Raw genomic sequence first — 17,443 nt, forward strand, 5'->3', positions numbered from 1 at the left:
TATTTTAAAATTCTATAATCTGTGCAGAAACAGGAGCTATTTTTACGGGGATGCTAGTGCCGGTAAGGATATCCAACTTCCGATTGGTTAACAATTCTTCAGCAGGTCCCAAAGATTTAATCTTAAGGATGTCCGCGGGAATCTGTATACTCGTCTCCAAAACTTGCTTACGATCAAAATTCACCATGATCAACAAACGTTGTTTGCCATTGTAACGGATGTAACCATACATTTTGTTATTCATATTTCCAGAAACAGGAACTTCATAAATCTGACCGTTCTTGATCGCATCAGCAGTCGCGGCAATGTGCATCAGTTTCTTATAGTAATCACGTAAAGCAATCTGTTCTTTACTCAATAAGCCACCATCGAAAGCACCATGATTCATCCATTTCTGGTGTTCGGGCACACCCCAATAATCAAATATTGTTGTCCGGTTGTCATCCCCACCAAAACCTTCTATACCTTTACCGGGTTCCCCTACCTCCTGTCCGAAGTACAACATCACTGGTCCACCAGATAAAGTAGCCGATACAACCATGGCTGGGAGTGCATAAAAAGGATTAGCGGCAAATCCAGCAGAGGCAATTCGTTCTTCATCGTGATTTTCCAGAAACCGCAACATCTTGTCTCCAAAACCAGCTGTTTCGACTCGCCAAACCTTACTAATATCTTTCACATCAGCATTTTGCTCATTTCTGATCAGTCTTTTTAATCCATCATATAAACCAACCTTATCATATAGGTAATCAAAATGACCCTTATTTAAATAGGTGGCATACACAGCCGAATTATAAGCCTCACCTATAAATATAAGTGCAGGGTATTTAGCCTTTACTTCAGGGATTACCCATTCCCAAAACTCAACAGGCACCATTTCCGCCATATCGCAGCGAAAACCATCTACCCCTTTTCCTGCCCAGTACAATAAAATATCACGCATTTTTAACCACACGGGCGGCATGGGATCAAAATACTTTTTTTCTCCATTTACATAATCAACTCCATAGTTTAATTTGACGGTTTCATACCAGTCGTTTTGCGAAGGAGCTTTAGAAAACACATTGTTCCCAGTAGCCTTAGCAGGCATTTCAGCAAACTTCAGGTCTTTTAAAGTATATAAAGGATCATTTACATTTAGGTGTCCGGGGACTTCGAAATGTTCCCCCGGAATATAATAATAATCGTTAGTAGCACTAAAACGCTGCGTAACATCATCCGAGGCTCCAAAATCGGCTACCCCAATAGGTTTAACTAGAGAATAGTAATTTCTGGCAACATGATTGGGTACAAAATCAATGATCACCTTCATTCTCTTTTCATGCGTGCGGGCAACCAAGGCCTCAAACTCGGCCATGCGGTGCTTAACATCTACGGCTAAATCTGGGTCTACATCATAATAGTCCCTGATGGCATAAGGCGACCCTGCTCTTCCTTTTACAACATCAGCATCATCTGCCGGAATACCAAAGGCACTATAGTCCGTCATGCTGGCATGAGCAATTACCCCGGTATACCAAACATGAGTTACTCCAAGCGCTGCAATTCCATCCAGCGCTTTTGAATTGATATCGTTAAACTTCCCACTACCATTTAATTGAATGGTGCCGTAGGGGATTTGCGCTTCTTGTTTATTGCCAAATAACCGCGGCAATAACTGATAAATAATAGGTTTACTTTGGGCCAGGCTTATGCTCTGTCCACCAATAATAGTCAATACAATCAAAGTAATATTTTTTAACAGCGACATCATACCAGTTGTTCGCGATAAGTAATTGCCTTTTCACCTGGTAAGACCGTGTGAGACTGATTAAATATACTTATTTCCAGTGTCCGATCAGAATTATTTATAATCCAGATTTGCTTTGAAGAGATCTTCACTTTTAGCTGAACGCCTCTGAAGCCGATACTAAAAGAAAATGAATCCCATGCCTTAGGTAAGAACGGATTAAAACACAGTCTTCCATTACGTACGCGCATTCCTGCAAAACCTTCTACAATACTCATCCAGGTACCCGCCATCGAAGTAATGTGCAGTCCATCTTCGGTATCATTGTTATAATCATCCAGATCCAAACGGGCTGTGCGAAGGTAAAATTCATAAGCCTTCTCTTCATCATTTAGCTTTGCCGCCAAAATACTGTGTACACATGGAGATAAAGAACTTTCATGCACGGTTCTGCTTTCATAGAAAGTAAAGTTCTTCCGTAGTGTTTCCAGATCGTACTCATCTTCAAAAAAGTACATGCCTTGCAATACGTCTGCCTGCTTAATGAAGCCCGAGCGCAAGATCCTATCCCAACTCCATTTCTGGTTCAGGGGTCTGTCTTCAGCGGGCAAATCTTTCACCAATGTCTGCTCCTTATCCATAAAACCGTCTTGCTGAAGAAATACACCTTCCTTTTCATCGTAAGGATAATACATTTGATCAGCAACAGCTTTCCAGTCACCAAACTCTTTAGCTTCTACCAGCTTTGTTTTTTCTTGTATGGCTTTATACTTTTCAGGGTCCATACGTTTTACTGTAATAGCAGCTTCAATGGTATATTTTAAACACCATGCGGCCAGCTTATTCGTATACCAGTTGTTGTTGATGTTATTTTCATATTCATTTGGCCCGGTTACCCCCAGCATTACATATTTTTGTTTGTCCGCGCTCCAGTTTACCCGTTGTTTCCAAAATCTGGCAATCCCGATCAATACTTCTAAACCATATTGAGCCAGGTAATTTTCATCTCCTGTATATCGGATGTAGTTAAATATTGCAAAGGCTATAGCACCATTTCTATGAATCTCTTCAAAGGTAATTTCCCATTCGTTATGACATTCCTCACCATTCATGGTCACCATTGGATAAAGGGCCGCTCCATTTTTAAAGCCTAGCTTTTCAGCATTCTCAATGGCCTTATCCAAGTGTTTATAACGATAAACGAGTAAATTCTTTGCCACCTCCTCGGGGGCCGTAGATAAATAAAATGGAATACAATAGGCCTCAGTATCCCAATAGGTAGAACCTCCATATTTTTCTCCCGTAAAACCTTTAGGACCAATATTTAGACGAGCATCCTTACCTGTATAGGTCTGGTTAAGCTGAAATATATTGAATCGAATGGCTTGTTGAGCCGCAACATCTCCTTCAATAATGATGTCACTTTCTCCCCACTTTGCAGCCCATGCCGCAGCTTGGTCCTTCAGCAACGCATCAAAACCTGTAGTCTTTGCTTTTTCCATTTTAGACTCAGCCACTCCCAATAGATCACTTTTATTGTAATTGAGAGAAGATAGATTGGTCACGATTTTATAAACATCAATGATTTCGTCTTTCTTAATAGATATTACAGCAGTTTGTCCAAGATATTTATCTTTGGCTACAGGCTGCAAGCTTTGTGCTACCCCATTACAAAGTATCATAGTACGGCTTGCTGTACAAACATCAAACTCAGTTTTTTTAGTCTGCAAAGTCAGGTAATCCGTACCATTTACCTGATGTTGTGCTACTTCATTCCAAAATTTCTCATCGTAGTTCGCATCCTGATTCTTTACATCTCCATCGATAAAAGAGGTAACGGTGATTACACCGTCAAAATTAACAGCGCTTATGTTGTAATGTAAAGCGGCCAACTCATCATCGGCGATGCTACAAAAACGAATAGTATCAACTTTAACGATCTTTCCACTACTTAATTTGGCTGTAAAAGTCCTGCTCAATGTGCCCTCCTTCATGTTTAGTATCCGTTTAAATTCAGTTACCTCACATTTAAAAAGATCCAACTTTTCACCATCAACATCAATCTCGATGCCGATCCAATTTGTTGCATTCAACACTTTAGCAAAGTACTCTGGATAGCCATTCTTCCACCAACCCACACGTGTTTTATCGGGATAGTAAACACCCGCTACATAATTCCCTTGTAAAGTTTCTCCAGTATAAGCCTCTTCAAAATTGGCGCGCTGACCTATACGACCATTGCCAATACTGAACAGACTTTCCGATATTTTATTTAAGTAAGGATCAAAACCTTCCTCAATAATATTCCACTCGTCTGCTTTTATGTAATTCTTCATCTTTATACTGCTCTAATCTTGCACCGCTAAAGCGGCTACACACTTTATCCTTTTTCTATTCCTTATTTTTTCAAAGCCGAGATTTCGGCAATTGTGATTTCCGATAGGTCTTTAATAACTACTTGTGCACCCTGCAAATTTTCGGCATCGCCGATCCCCACAATGGCCATTCCAGCTGCAATTGCAGCCTGCACACCCGCCTGCGCATCTTCAAAGACCACGCAGTCTTTGTTCAATGCACCCAACAATTCAGCAGCTTTTACAAATACCTCTGGGTCTGGCTTGGAAGCACTTACTGTATTCCCATCCACAATGGCATCAAAAAAATGAGCCAGGTTGGTTCGTTCTAAAATCAATCCAGAGTTTTTACTGGCCGATCCCAATGCGATTTTAATCCCCTGTTCTTTCAAATCCTGCAGTAGCTTTAAGGAACCTGGTAATACTTCAGCCTCTGTCATCTTACTGATCATTGCCACATACCAGGAATTTTTAAGCCCAGCCAATGCTTCTTTTTCCGCTTCAGTTTTCTCTACGTCGCCCCATTTAAGGATCATATCCAACGAACGCATCCGGCTTACCCCCTTCAACTGCTCATTTTGGGCATGAGTAAAATCGAATCCTAAGCTGTTTGCCAGTTGCTTCCAGGCATCGTAATGGTACAGGGCTGTATCTACCAAAACCCCATCCAGATCAAATATGCAAGCGATATCTTGTGTTGTATTCTTCATTTAATTTAATTCAAGTACCAATGTTGTTTTGGCCGGTACAGCAATCGTTTTTAACGTCTTTAATTTTTCGCCAGTAATGACATTAGTTGCTGATGATACATTTCCCAGGCGTTCTGCAAACCTTGCGGTTTCTAAACTTTTGGCGGTATCATCGACATTAACAATTATCATTACCGTCTTAGCGCCATTAGTACCGGAACTATTTTCAGTCTGATACCTGAAATAAGTATACAAGCCATTTTCCGGCACAAATTGCATCAGTTTACCAGTTTGTAAGGCTGTATTACTCTTACGGTAATTCGCTAGCGTTTTAACAAAGTTGAAGGCCTCATTTTCCTGTGCCGTGCGACCGGCGGCTGTAAACTTATTAGATTGATCTCCTGCCCATCCACCTGGGAAATCCGAGCGCACCAAACCATCGGGGTTAGAGTAATTCTTCATCAGGATCTCCGTACCATAGTACAATTGCGGGATTCCTCTAATGGTCAACAGCAAAGCCATTCCCGACTTAAACTTGTTCAGATCCTCATTTACCATCGAATAAAACCGACTCATGTCGTGATTGTCTAAAAACACTACATTTCGATCTGCATCTTGATAAAGAAAATCCTGTGCAACGGTTGAATACAATCTGAATACACCATCAGTCCAACCCGACTTTCCATTCAAAGCTTCATAAATGGCATTTTTAATAACGGCATCAGTAATACCAGGCAATTCTGTATCAAAACCACGGTTTACAGTATTTCCACCGGTAAAAAAGGCTTGTGCCGCAGCGGTATGTACCAGTGTTTCCCCAAAAATAGAAAGCGTTGGAAACTCGGCTTTAATTTTTTGTGCCCAGTCTTTCATATAATCAGGATCATTGTAAGGATAAGTATCGAGCCTTAATCCATCAATCCCGGCATATTCAACCCACCAAATGTGATTTTGGGTAAGATAATTCTGTACATAGGGATTTCTTTGGTTAAAATCAGGCATACTTGGTACAAACCAACCATCAAGCATTTTCTTTTTATCGGCTTCGGAAGTATGTGGATCCATTACCGGCTCATCGCGATAGCTAGTTTGTGTGTAGGCAGGCCATTGATTCACCCAATCTTTCATAGGCATATCGGTATAAAGCCAATGCCCGGTACCCATGTGATTGTGCACGATATCCTTGACAATTTTTAAGCCCTTCTCATGAGCCTTATCTACATAAGTTTTATAAAGTGCTAACGTACCATAACGTGGATCAATCTTATAATGGTCTGTTGCTGCATAGCCATGATAAGAAACCAAGGGCATATCATTTTCAATTTCTGGGGTCATCCATATCGCAGTTACGCCCAGATCTTTCAAATAATCCAGCTTATTGATTAAGCCCTGAATATCCCCGCCATGACGATAGTACATCGAATCGCGGGTCAATTTCGTTTCCCGCATTCCCTTTACCACATCATTTTTGGGATCGCCATTTGCAAAGCGATCTGGCATCAACAAGTAAATCAAATCTTTGTTGCTTACTCCTTGTATTCGGGAAGGGCCCTTTTCTCTATTTTTAAGCTCATAAATATATTGCAGCTTCTTTCCCTTTTCGTTTGCAAATTCAATCGGGAATTTACCAGCCTTGGCATTTGGAGAAATTTCCAGATCAATGAAAAGGTAGTTAGGGTTCTCCACCTTATTTATCTTTAGCACCTTAACACCAGGATAATTCAATCCCATATCCATTTTAGCAATATTAGTCCCATGCACCAATAGTTGTAGTTTAGGATTCTTCATCCCAGTCCACCAAAACATGGGTTCTATACGTTCCAATTGCTGTGCTTGTGACCAGGAAGCCAAAAGACTAAAAAACAAGGCAATAAATATTTTTTTCATTTTGGTAACCCTAAAAATTTACTTGTTATAGAATATATAATCTCCGGTTAAATCATTGAACAGGATTTTATAAGTCCCCGCTTTCACACTCAGGTTACCCGCGTTTAGAACTGTCTTACCATATTTTGCATCTGCATTTGCTGCGACGCCCCAGTTTACATCCCAACCAGCAGCAATCCTGAATTTCATCTCTGTATTTGACGAGATTGTTTGTGTAATTACCCAGATATGCGGGTTAAAAGAACTTTTACCCATTGCCGTGATATCAGCCCAATCATTAAAGTTCCCTATTATTCCAATAGAGGCATAAGTTGTTGCCCCAGCAACACTATATGGAGTGATAGAAAAAGTTAAGGCATTGATGTCGATCTTCACCGTATAAAAACCTGCTGTTGCTACATGATAAGTTCCTGGATCAGGATCAGATCCTTTAGCTTTTAGCGCTACACCATTGCTGCCATTATTGCCATATTGAGTATCCCAATTGCCAACAACGGTAATAAACTTAAAATCGCCTACATTTAAATAACCCGTATAGATATAAGATCCCCTGTTGGCTGCATCGCGGAACATATGAGTTGGGTTACCATTGTCCCAGCCAAACTCAGAAGCATCACCAACCATATACAAACTCACATCCCTCAATACAGAAATGTCATTTGTATAATCAGAGAATTTAGTAAAGGTACCCGAAGTCGCCTCTACACTCCATTTTAAGGTAGCAATAGTCGCTTGATCTGCAAAGCCTGCTGCTGTAAGTTTGGCATCAAAATCTTTATAACTTACTGATAAATTAGAATCTAGTCCACTGTTGTTTGATGTAAATTCAAATAGCGGAGCTGTAAAACTACCATCTGGCTTAATGAATTTTACTTTATAAGTGACATTAGCGCCTGCTTTTCCAGCAAATGATTTTTGCCATTTAAAATTTAACGACTGGGCAGTTAAGATCGGATTAATGGTAATCACATCTGCACTGGAGACTGGTCCATATAATATAAAATTGGATACCCCATCACCAAACCTGGTTACAGAAAGATTAAAGGTATCTCCATTCACTTTTAAGGATCCATTATCAGCAATTACCCGCCAAATCAATTCTGCTTTAGCACCATCAACTATTCCTTTTGCTTTCAAAGCATCATCCAGCTGTTTCTGCGTTAAGGTAAGCGTGGTTGCTTTGCCAGCATTATCAGATGGAAATTCAAGGATTGGTTGATCGATTGAACCTGTTTTTAAAGCTGCAACCCACTTGTAAGTCGGCGCGGTATTCACCCCTGGCTTGGCCGCTGTCCAGCTTATTACGATGGCTTTACCCGGCGTTGCCGAATTCAGTACCAACATGGTATTGTTAGCAGGTGCAGTTGCATTAAAAGCACCTAGCGCCTCCCCTTTTGACGTCTCATCAAAAGTTGTTTCTTTACACCCAAAAGCGAATGCTACAAGTACAAGGAGTGTATATAATATTTTGTATTTCATCACTTTAAGATTAATTGAACACCGTATAAACCACTTCTATTACCGGGCCATTAGCTTGCACATCAAGACCGCCTGCATCTTTTACAGTACCACTAAACTGATAAGTAAACTTACCTAGCTTAGTTCCGGCAGGGACAGTAATTACCCTATCAGGTATAAAAGAATAGGAGAATAGAATCGCCGACTCCTTCACTGTTGCGATGCCTTGTTTTGAACCTACGACGCTACCGGCCTCATTATAAAAACTAAGATCGACCTTGATGTTAGTCATCCTTTGCAGATTGATATCTGTAGCCAGGTTTTGATGAAAGTAAACCGTAGCCATATCCGTATTATCCAATTTTGCTGGAAATAACCTAAACTGCCCCGGCGTAAATACAAGTGGATCAAACTTAAACGGCTTATAATCGGGCGTTTGTTTTGAACCATCAATGCTTTTACCAAGGAAACCGAAGTTAATCAGCTCGGCAGGGCTCTGACCAAAAAGTATAGTCCCGGTAAACTTAAAAGTGAATATATTGGTCGCTGTTTTAGTGAATTTTGCGTTTGGCGACGAAGCTCCCCATTGCCCATTTGTGCTGGCATCTTTACCACCACCAACACCATCATTAGAAAATGCCCAGATATAAACATCATTGGCCCCTTCCAAAGGTGTGCCCGTTACATCAAGTGTAATGGTCACCTCATCCTCAGAAGTAAATGTTGCAGGGCTAAAAGTAACTTTTCCTTGTCCAGATGCCCATATTGTACCAAAACAGCATATAATTAATAATAATATCTTTTTCATGATCTGCTTACTTTTTAGTGAATTCATACTGATAAGACAGGATTACTTTCCCATTTAACTTTTTATCTCTTTTAATCAATAGCTTACCCGATTTCAGACTTACATAAGAACCTATGCTAAGGCTGTTCGTGATCGTGCCATTTTTTAAAGAAATCGTAGTTGGCGCTTTTACATCATCTACAGCCCAGTTACCTGTAGTTAAATCAGCTATTTTAGGAGAATTGCCAGAAGTGATGGTAAAAGTAGAAGGATTGCCCTGTGCATCGCCCATAAAAGCAACAACAAGGTCTGTGTATGGGTACACCGATGTGATGTCCAATTGTTTATAAGGGAAGCCCTTTGTGGTCGCATCCTGATCAATTTGTGTCACTTTAGTTAAGCCCCAGGTTCCCTGGATAGATTTCACAACATTTTGTGCTTCGCCTATCGGTGGAAACTCTTCAGGTTTACAGCTCCATATCGAAAGGATACAGATAGCGAATAGTATATATTGAATACGTTTCATACGTTTATCTTTTAAAGTTTAAGATTAAAAACAGTTGCCTTCAGGATTGCGTTGGAAATTGATATTCGTACCCATTTCTTCCTGAGGGAATTGCAGAATAAAGCCCGGGCAGTTCCAAACTGAACCCCGTTTATCTATATTCTCGCCCTTGGCTCCGATCCGTTTAATCTCCGAAAGCCTGTTACCCTCTCCGGCAAGTTCCAAACCACGCTCAAAGCGTGCATTCGTAATGATAAAGGCAGGGGTAGAACCAACAGGAATACTCTTAGTACCACCATATGCCCTATTCATAATATCATTGACATCCTGAATGGCCACTGGAAGGTTGGCATTGTTTTCTGCCGCGGCCTCAGCTCTGATCAGTTTCATTTCTGTGAGGTAAATCACCGGAACGTTAAACCTATCTAAGTTGTATTTCGTGATTACGATGTTACCCGGATACTTAACTGTATTAAACAACGTTTTTCTGACATCATTTGGCGTATTTACCATAGCATAAAACGCAGTTGTAAACCTCATCTGCGGCAAACCATTGTCCGAACGGAATTGATTTCTTAATTCCGCTCCTGGTTCAAAAGCTCCTCTGGTGCTGATCATTTGAAATATACTTTCGGTTGATCCGGCCTCTGTAAAGCGAGATGCATAAGTTGCATCTAATGTAAACTTCTTACTTTCAATAACCTGATTGGCATAGTTATATGCGTTTTGAAAATCATTCATCTGGAAGTATACTTTTGCAAGTAAACCTTTAGCGGCCCATTTCGTTGGCAAGCCATTATTTACATCTGGCAGTTTGTTTTCAGCATCTTTTAAATCAACAATAATCTGATCATAAGCTTGCTTAACTGTAGACCTATTTTTGGTGCCCACTTCGGTACTTAACCTGATTGTAATCCCTAAATGAGAATTATCTGTGGTAAAGCCCCATGGCTGCGCAAACAATTTAACCACTTCAAAGTGTACAAGCGCTCTTACGAATTTTGCCTGGCCTTCAATATTATCTTTAGCGGTAGTAGCTTTATCTAAGTTCTCCAATACCAAATTAGCCCGATAAACCCCCTGATACATCCCTACGTACATATCCCGCTTATAATCTCCAAAAATGGATGATTTACGTCCGTAAAACTCGCCAAAATCGCCGCTCAAATTAGTGCCGTTTAGTTGATCTGCCATCATTTCACTTACTGCTTGAATTTTCCCACCGAACATCGCATCCCCACCAACAACCTGGTAAGCCGAATTCATTAACTGAATTAGCCCCGCCTCGTCGCCTATGGCTTGCTCTTTATTTAAGGCGTCCTGTGGTGGAGCGTCAAGAAATTTCTTACATCCTGTTCCGGTACCTGCAAGTACAGCAAGCACGGCAACCGTTTTTAAAATATTTTTATAATTGAATTTCATCTTCTTATCTATTATGGTCAACAATTAAAATGAGGTAGATAAACCAAACGATACGCTTTTTTGCTGAGGCGTCGTCAGATACGTTACATTCGGACTCATATTTCTATCCTGATTATTTTCAAAATCCCGGGCAACCTCTGGGTCACCTCCCGGATATTTGCTAAAGGTTAGTAAGTTCATACCTGAAGCAAAAACCTTTAAAGTTTGCAACCTCAATTTATGTGCAAAACTAGCCGGCAGGTTATAAGCAAGCGTTACCTCTCTTAACCTCACAAAAGTGGCATCGTACAGGAACATAGTCGAGTTATACTGCCATTCGCTTGATAAGCCAGGATAAGTTCCAGTGTTCATGGTTAAACGAGGGAACTTAGCAATGTCACCCGGTTTCTGCCAGCGATCAGAAATATCAGAGCGAATATTCCAATCGGTTACAATACCTAACTGGCGTTTAGCAGAACCGTCGTACAAATTGCCACCAATAGCGAAGGTGAATAAGGTATTCAACTCAAACCCCTTATAACTAAAGGTATTTGTTAAACCACCCACATAATCTGGCAACACCTGTCCTGTGTTTACACGATCATCCAATGAAAAGGTTTTTGTTTCATACCCATCTTTATTCAACCAGATAGGTAAGCCGTCTGCCGGATCAACACCCTTATACCTCACCAAATAGTTTACACCTAAAGGATAACCAATGGAGATTCGGGTATCGTTTGTTCCGCCTCGTACAGCATCAGCTGAGAAATCACCAAGACTAAGCACTTCATTTCTATTTTTAGAAATATTTAACCGAGTGATCCATTTAAAATTATCAGATTGAATGTTTATCGTGTTCAAGCTCAACTCCAGCCCTTCGTTCAGGATTTCACCAACATTAACCCATCCTCTTAAGAAACCAGTTGAAGGAGAAATACCACCATCGAGTAATGCTCCGATAGTCTTTTTGTGGTAATAGGAGAATTCGCCACTAATTCTATTATTGAATAAGCCGAAATCAAGCCCTATATCAAAATTACGCCCTTCTTCCCATTTTAATCCAGGGTTTTCTACATTATCCGGAGCTACAGTACCATTTCCATTATATGTTTTCCCTTGGTAAAAAATAGAATAATACTGACCGGAAGGAAAATTTGAACTACCTACTAAACCATAACTTGTTCTCAGTTTCAAATTTGAGATCACTTTGTTATCGCTTAAGAAGTTTTCCTGACTGATGTACCAGGAAGCTGAAGCCGCAGGGAAAAATCCATATTTATTATTGGGGCCAAATTTAGAAGACCCATCTCGCCTGGCCAGAACTTGTAAGTAGTACTTATTGTCGTACGAATAGTTGATCCTCGAGAATAAAGAAGCGAAAGTATTTCTATCTGCGCCCAAGACATAGTTTAGAGAATTTGCTTTGATCTGATCTGCCAATGCTTTTTCGTAACTCTGAGTATCTTTATTAAAAGGACCGTTTGCATCACCGTAAATACCATCCTTGTATAAATTTCGGTAACTCTCCTGATTCTCTGCCCCAACAAGGAATGACAATTTATGTTTATTACTGAATTCCAAGTCGTAATTTACCGTCCCAGTAAATGTGTGGTTCAATACTTTTACAGGCCATGCATTTGCATAACCAGAGCTTTGATTCCTAAGGATGGCTGGCTGATATTGGTTCTCCTTCACATCCATATTATCCATATTGGCGATAGCCTTAATACTTAAGTTCTTAACCGGTTTCAATTCGAACATTACACCTGCGATTAACCTGTCAGTCACCGTCTTCCAATCTAACAAATCAACATTTTTCAAAGGATTTGCCGCATTGTTGTAATAAGATCCATCTGGATTAAAAGCGGGGTAAATAGGCAAAGCGGTTGACATAGCCTCTCCCAAACCACCACCCCAGGCAGCATTTACCCTTTTATTAGTTCCCCTGTCATACCCCACATTGATGCTTGTGGTAAAATAAGAAGTCGGCTTAATATCAAAATTTGTACGAAAACCATAGCGTTTGTAAGCATTCCCCTTCAAAAAGCTTTCATTATTGCTATAATTAGCAGAAACAAAGCTTTTTATTTTTTCCGTTCCCTGACTAAAAGAAGCACTCTGATCGTTAAGGCGACCTGTTTGAGTAACTAAATCCCACCAATCTGTGTTATTTTGCTCGGCCTGTGCCCAGGTTAAACCACCCGGTAAAGGTGCTAATCCCGTATTTCCATCATTAGCCCATGCTTCCTGACGTAATTGCAACCATTCTGGTCCGTCAACAAATTTAGGCTTGTTGGCATAAGTGCTTACACCATATTTGGTCGATAAGTTAAAAGTAGGCCTACCCAACTTTCCTCTTTTAGTAGTCACTAAAATTACCCCATTTGCACCACGTGAACCATATATACCAGCAGCACCAGCATCTTTCAATACTTCTACTGACTCAATATCGTTCGCATTAATCGTTGCTAATGGATTTTGATTCATACCACCACGATTTCCACCAATAAATGGATCGGAAGTAATTGGAATCCCATCTATCACATATAAGGGGTCTCCGCCTCCCGATATTGATCCAATACCCCGAATTCTGATGATTGAACCACTACCCGCCAGTCCACTGCCAGTTGTTACTTGAACACCTGGAGCCTGTCCCTGTAAGCTAGCCTCGAAACTTGGAGCAGGAATAGCCGTTAGTTTATCTCCAGTAACTTTAGAGATAGAACCGGTTACTTCGCGTCGGGTTTGTGTACCGTAACCCACCACCACAACTTCGTTTAAACTCTGATCATCAGGCTTCAAACTAAAATTAGCGACTGTACTCCCATTTATCTTTACAGATTCTTGTTTGGGCTGATAGCCAACATAGCTAATAAATAGGGATACTGTCCCATTACTTAATCCAATAATCTTGTAAGTACCATCTGCATTGGTAAGGGTGTTTTTACTTAAACTTTTGATCTGTACAGATGCTCCCGGTAAGGGCAGTCCAGTCTCGTCTAGTACTTTTCCAACCAGCGAGCCGGTCTGGGCATTTGCCCCAAGTGCTGTCAAAACTAAAAGCACCAAAAGGTAATGCTTTTTTAGGTAAAATACTTTCATATTTAAACTCGTTTTTAGGGTGTAATATTTGGTTAACGTTAAGTGTATGTAACACTTATGGTAAATTTACAGTCGGCAACGACAATTCAAAATTTTATATCAAATTTATTTTTAACACCATATTTTATACTTCTAAACCTCAAAATCATGCACAAAAATTTGCAATCAGACCTCCGCAAAAATGCGCATAAAAATAATCAAACACCTATAAAACAAATAGTTACAAACACAAAAACAGAATAGAGACCACTAACTGTATTTGTATATTTTTCCCTCAATTACCGGGAACGATCCCGGGATCGTTCCCGGACTTATCAACACTTTTTCATAGCACCCAAAGAAAAATGGAGAAGAATTCTGCGTAAAATCGCAAAACCTTCAGATTTTTTTTTCAAAACAGGCTGTTTTTGAGGCCCCAAAAAGCGCTCTTTTTTGACTCGAAATTTTAAAGATTTTAGACGCTTTTTTGCACCCTTAACTTAGCTCTGTTGATCGTCTTTTAATCAGCTTAGAATTGAGTACGATCTGCTCATTTGGATCTACAGATTCTGGGTTCTCCAGCATCTTAAATAAAAGGTTTGCGGCTTCTATTCCAATCTTGGTAGCAGGCTGGGTAATTGTTGTTAAAGAAGGATTTAATAGTGGAGCAATCTCCAAACTTGAAAAGCCGATTACCTTAAGTTGTTCCGGCACAGAAATATTCAAATCATAACAAGCATAATAAGTAGCAAAGGCCAATCTTTCCACAGAAGTAAAGACTCCATCCGGTTTTAATTCCGTCAGCATTTGCTTCAATATCACATTATTTTTGGAATAACTGTTCGTACAATCAACCACAAGACGGTCGTCATAGGGGATATTATATTTTAATAAGGCATCTATATAGCCTTGCATCCTAAATTTACCGATAGAGAGGTTCTTGTTGATAACCAGGTAAGCAATGCGCTTACAGCCCTGCTTAATAAGGTGCTGAGTAGCAGAAAAACTGCTATCATAATCATTGGTAATTACCCTTGGCGTAATGATATCCTCATAAACTCTATCGAAAAACACCAATGGCAGACGCTTTTGGGTCAGTTCGTTCAAATAATTATGATCATTTGCCTCGCCAGATACCGACATGATGATTCCATCGGCACGGCCATTATGGAGGTGCTGAATAAAGGAAACTTCCTTTTCATACACGTCATCCGTAGCATAGATTAAAATATGATACCCTTTTTCACGCGCGATCCGTTCAATACCATGTATCGCCTGCGAGAAAAAATTATTCGCCAGCTCCGGCACAATCACTGCAATGGTCTTGCTCCGCTGCTCCCTCAGGTTACTTGCGTAATGGTTGGGCTGATAATTAAACTCCTTTGCTTTCGAAAGGATTCTTTCCTTCGTTTCTTTATTGATATCGCTATTATCCCTAAAAGCCCTGGACACTGTTGAAGTAGACAGGTTCAGCGCTTTGGCCAACTGCTTAATATTGATGTTCTGCATCTATGTTTAGATAATTATTGATAGAGAACTATTAATTTATGGTAAATATACAATAATAACAATATGCTAATCTTGGGTACGTTATAAATATGTTACATCAGCCAAATCAAAAGAAGGGCGTAACACTACCCGGGAGTACATAATTTATGAGAAAAAAGGTTAGGTTCACGAATGTCAATAATTCGACATTTTACGTGACAGTGCGGAAAAGGGTAGATGCCTATTTTACTGACAACAATATTTCAATACATGCAAATCGGGCCATGTGGTTCAAAACCCTCTTTTTTCTAACGGGTTTAATTGCTCTTTATCTAATGATCCTTCTGGGTGGCTTTAATGCAGGAGTTACCCTTCTGCTATGTGCCATATTAGGCGCATTTGGCGCTTTTGTAGGCTTTAACGTATGCCACGATGCCATCCATAAATCCTATTCTGCAAATTCGACCATCAACAAGTTTTTTAGCTTCGTTTTTAACCTGATTGGTGCCAGTCCTTATGTTTGGAACATCTGCCATAATATCGTTCACCATACCTACACGAATATAGCCGGACATGACGAGGACATTGATGTTGCCCCCGGCTTAATCCGTTTCTCAGAAACGGAAACAGTGAATAAGGTGCAAAGCTACCAACATTACTATGCCTTTGTATTGTATAGTTTTGCCATGCTTTCCTGGGTTTTCAGAAAAGATTATAAGAAGTTCTTTCAGAAAAAGATTGGAGAACACGTTTCTTCACATCCTAGAATAGAATATTTTAAATTGTTCTTTTATAAAGGGATCTACTATTTCCTGTTTATTGCGCTTCCATTATTAATGATGAACATTACTTGGTGGCAGTTTGTACTCGGCTTTTTGGTGATGCAGTTTTCGCAAGGCTTGGTACTGGGATTAGTCTTCCAACTTGCGCACGTAGTTGAGGGTACAAGTTTCCCTCTTCCTGATGAGAAAGGAAATATTGAAGAGGCATGGGCCATCCATCAACTGCAAACTACGGCAAACTTTGGCGTAGACTGCAAAGTGACGGGATTTTTATGTGGCGGACTGAACAGACAAATTGAGCATCACCTTTTCCCAAAAGTTTGCCATATCCACTACCCCGCTATCGGAGAGATCGTAAGACAAACCGCAGCGGACTTTAACCTCAATTATATTGAGAGTCCTACTTTCGGTGCAGCTTTAGTGTCTCATTATAAAACGCTGAAAAGATTAGGAAAAGAAACTTATAACGAAACGCCTTACATAAACAGGCCTGAACAGTATATGAACAGGCCAGCCATGGCGTTCGCAAAAAAATAAGCCAATAAGGGGTGACTACTTTAAATAGCCACCCTTTTTGAGCACCTCTGCCCAAACCTGATACCCTTCTGGCTTCAGGTGCAATCCATCGTGTGTTAGATTAGCTTTTAAATGATTTTCTGAATCTAAGAACTCAGGGTACAGATCGATAATCGTTACCTTTTTATCAGCTAACTTTCTGATCTCGGAATTGAGCCATAAAATGTGCTCGTCTTTACCATAATGGTTCTTAAACTTATTAAATGAGCTGTTCACCGGCAATAACGTATAGAAATAGATTTTAGTCTTTTTTGACCCTGATTTTATCCTGCTAATGATGTTTTTATAATTCCTTAAGATGATACTATCCGGAATATTTCTCGACACATCATTGATCCCTATCAATACAAATACTTTTGAAGGCTTACCAGATATTACCTGATCCAGGCGTTCCAATACACCGAAGGTGATATCACCAGAGATCCCTCTGTTTTTTGCATTGGGTAAGCCCAATAATTTAGCCCAATCTGTTCCAGCAGTAATGCTGTTCCCCAAAAAGACGAAATCCTTTTTTTTGATGCCTTCAGCGGTAAAGGCTTCTACTTTTTTAAGGTAAGCACCCGGTCTATAGGTACTATCCCATTTTACATCCTGAGCCTGTGTGTCTGTTGAGCCAAGAATTAAGATTAAACTTAATCCTGCAATGATTTTGTGAAGTGAGTAGTTCATTTTGTGTTTGGTTATGTAAAACCCTAAAATAACAAAT

General features: G+C 40.1%; 12 protein-coding genes. 1 reads left to right on the forward strand and 11 read right to left on the reverse strand.

Going from position 1 to position 17,443, the window contains the following annotated elements:
- Positions 1-4: 4 nt before the first annotated feature.
- From BLS35_RS02595 to BLS35_RS02645, 10 genes are all read right to left on the reverse strand, one after another.
- Complete coding sequence (locus tag BLS35_RS02595; protein ID WP_207909103.1) at positions 5-1,753, reverse strand: alpha-amylase family protein; 1,749 nt, start codon at positions 1,751-1,753, stop codon at positions 5-7.
- Positions 1,750-4,065 carry a glycoside hydrolase family 65 protein gene (locus BLS35_RS02600; protein WP_090777507.1) on the reverse strand — a complete coding sequence of 772 codons (2,316 nt, stop codon included), beginning with the start codon at positions 4,063-4,065 and terminating at the stop codon, positions 1,750-1,752. Before BLS35_RS02600 ends, BLS35_RS02595 begins: the two co-directional genes overlap by 4 nt.
- A 62-nt stretch (positions 4,066-4,127) precedes the next feature.
- Complete coding sequence (pgmB, locus tag BLS35_RS02605; RefSeq protein WP_090777509.1) at positions 4,128-4,793, reverse strand: beta-phosphoglucomutase; 666 nt, start codon at positions 4,791-4,793, stop codon at positions 4,128-4,130.
- The gene (locus BLS35_RS02610) at positions 4,794-6,659 is read right to left on the reverse strand and encodes a glycoside hydrolase family 13 protein (RefSeq protein ID WP_090777511.1); all 1,866 of its coding nucleotides are present in this window, start codon (positions 6,657-6,659) and stop codon (positions 4,794-4,796) included.
- 18 nt (positions 6,660-6,677) lie between these two features.
- On the reverse strand, positions 6,678-8,138 hold the full coding sequence (locus tag BLS35_RS02615) for a SusE domain-containing protein (protein ID WP_090777513.1): 1,461 nt from the start codon (positions 8,136-8,138) through the stop codon (positions 6,678-6,680).
- Positions 8,139-8,148: 10 nt separating this feature from the next.
- Positions 8,149-8,925: a hypothetical protein gene (locus BLS35_RS02620; protein WP_132225977.1), complete on the reverse strand. Its 777-nt coding sequence runs from the start codon at positions 8,923-8,925 to the stop codon at positions 8,149-8,151.
- Between the two features lie 7 nt (positions 8,926-8,932).
- Entirely contained in the window at positions 8,933-9,430 is a 498-nt protein-coding gene (locus tag BLS35_RS02625; RefSeq protein ID WP_090777517.1) for a DUF5004 domain-containing protein, read from the reverse strand.
- Positions 9,431-9,454: 24 nt separating this feature from the next.
- On the reverse strand, positions 9,455-10,831 hold the full coding sequence (locus BLS35_RS02630; RefSeq protein ID WP_090777519.1) for a RagB/SusD family nutrient uptake outer membrane protein: 1,377 nt from the start codon (positions 10,829-10,831) through the stop codon (positions 9,455-9,457).
- A 24-nt stretch (positions 10,832-10,855) separates the two neighbouring features.
- Positions 10,856-13,912, reverse strand: coding sequence for a SusC/RagA family TonB-linked outer membrane protein (locus BLS35_RS02635; protein WP_090777521.1), 3,057 nt, complete (start codon positions 13,910-13,912; stop codon positions 10,856-10,858).
- Between the two features lie 474 nt (positions 13,913-14,386).
- Entirely contained in the window at positions 14,387-15,400 is a 1,014-nt protein-coding gene (locus BLS35_RS02645; protein ID WP_090777525.1) for a LacI family DNA-binding transcriptional regulator, read from the reverse strand.
- A 146-nt stretch (positions 15,401-15,546) separates the two neighbouring features.
- On the opposite strand from BLS35_RS02645, the gene BLS35_RS02650 reads away from it, so the two are divergent.
- Entirely contained in the window at positions 15,547-16,698 is a 1,152-nt protein-coding gene (locus BLS35_RS02650) for a fatty acid desaturase family protein (protein ID WP_090777527.1), read from the forward strand.
- A gap of 15 nt (positions 16,699-16,713) precedes the next feature.
- On the opposite strand, the gene BLS35_RS02655 is transcribed toward BLS35_RS02650, so the two are convergent.
- Positions 16,714-17,406, reverse strand: coding sequence for a GDSL-type esterase/lipase family protein (locus tag BLS35_RS02655; protein ID WP_090777529.1), 693 nt, complete (start codon positions 17,404-17,406; stop codon positions 16,714-16,716).
- Positions 17,407-17,443: the final 37 nt, after the last annotated feature.

It is taken from the genome of Pedobacter sp. ok626, assembly GCF_900100435.1.
GTDB lineage: Bacteria > Bacteroidota > Bacteroidia > Sphingobacteriales > Sphingobacteriaceae > Pedobacter.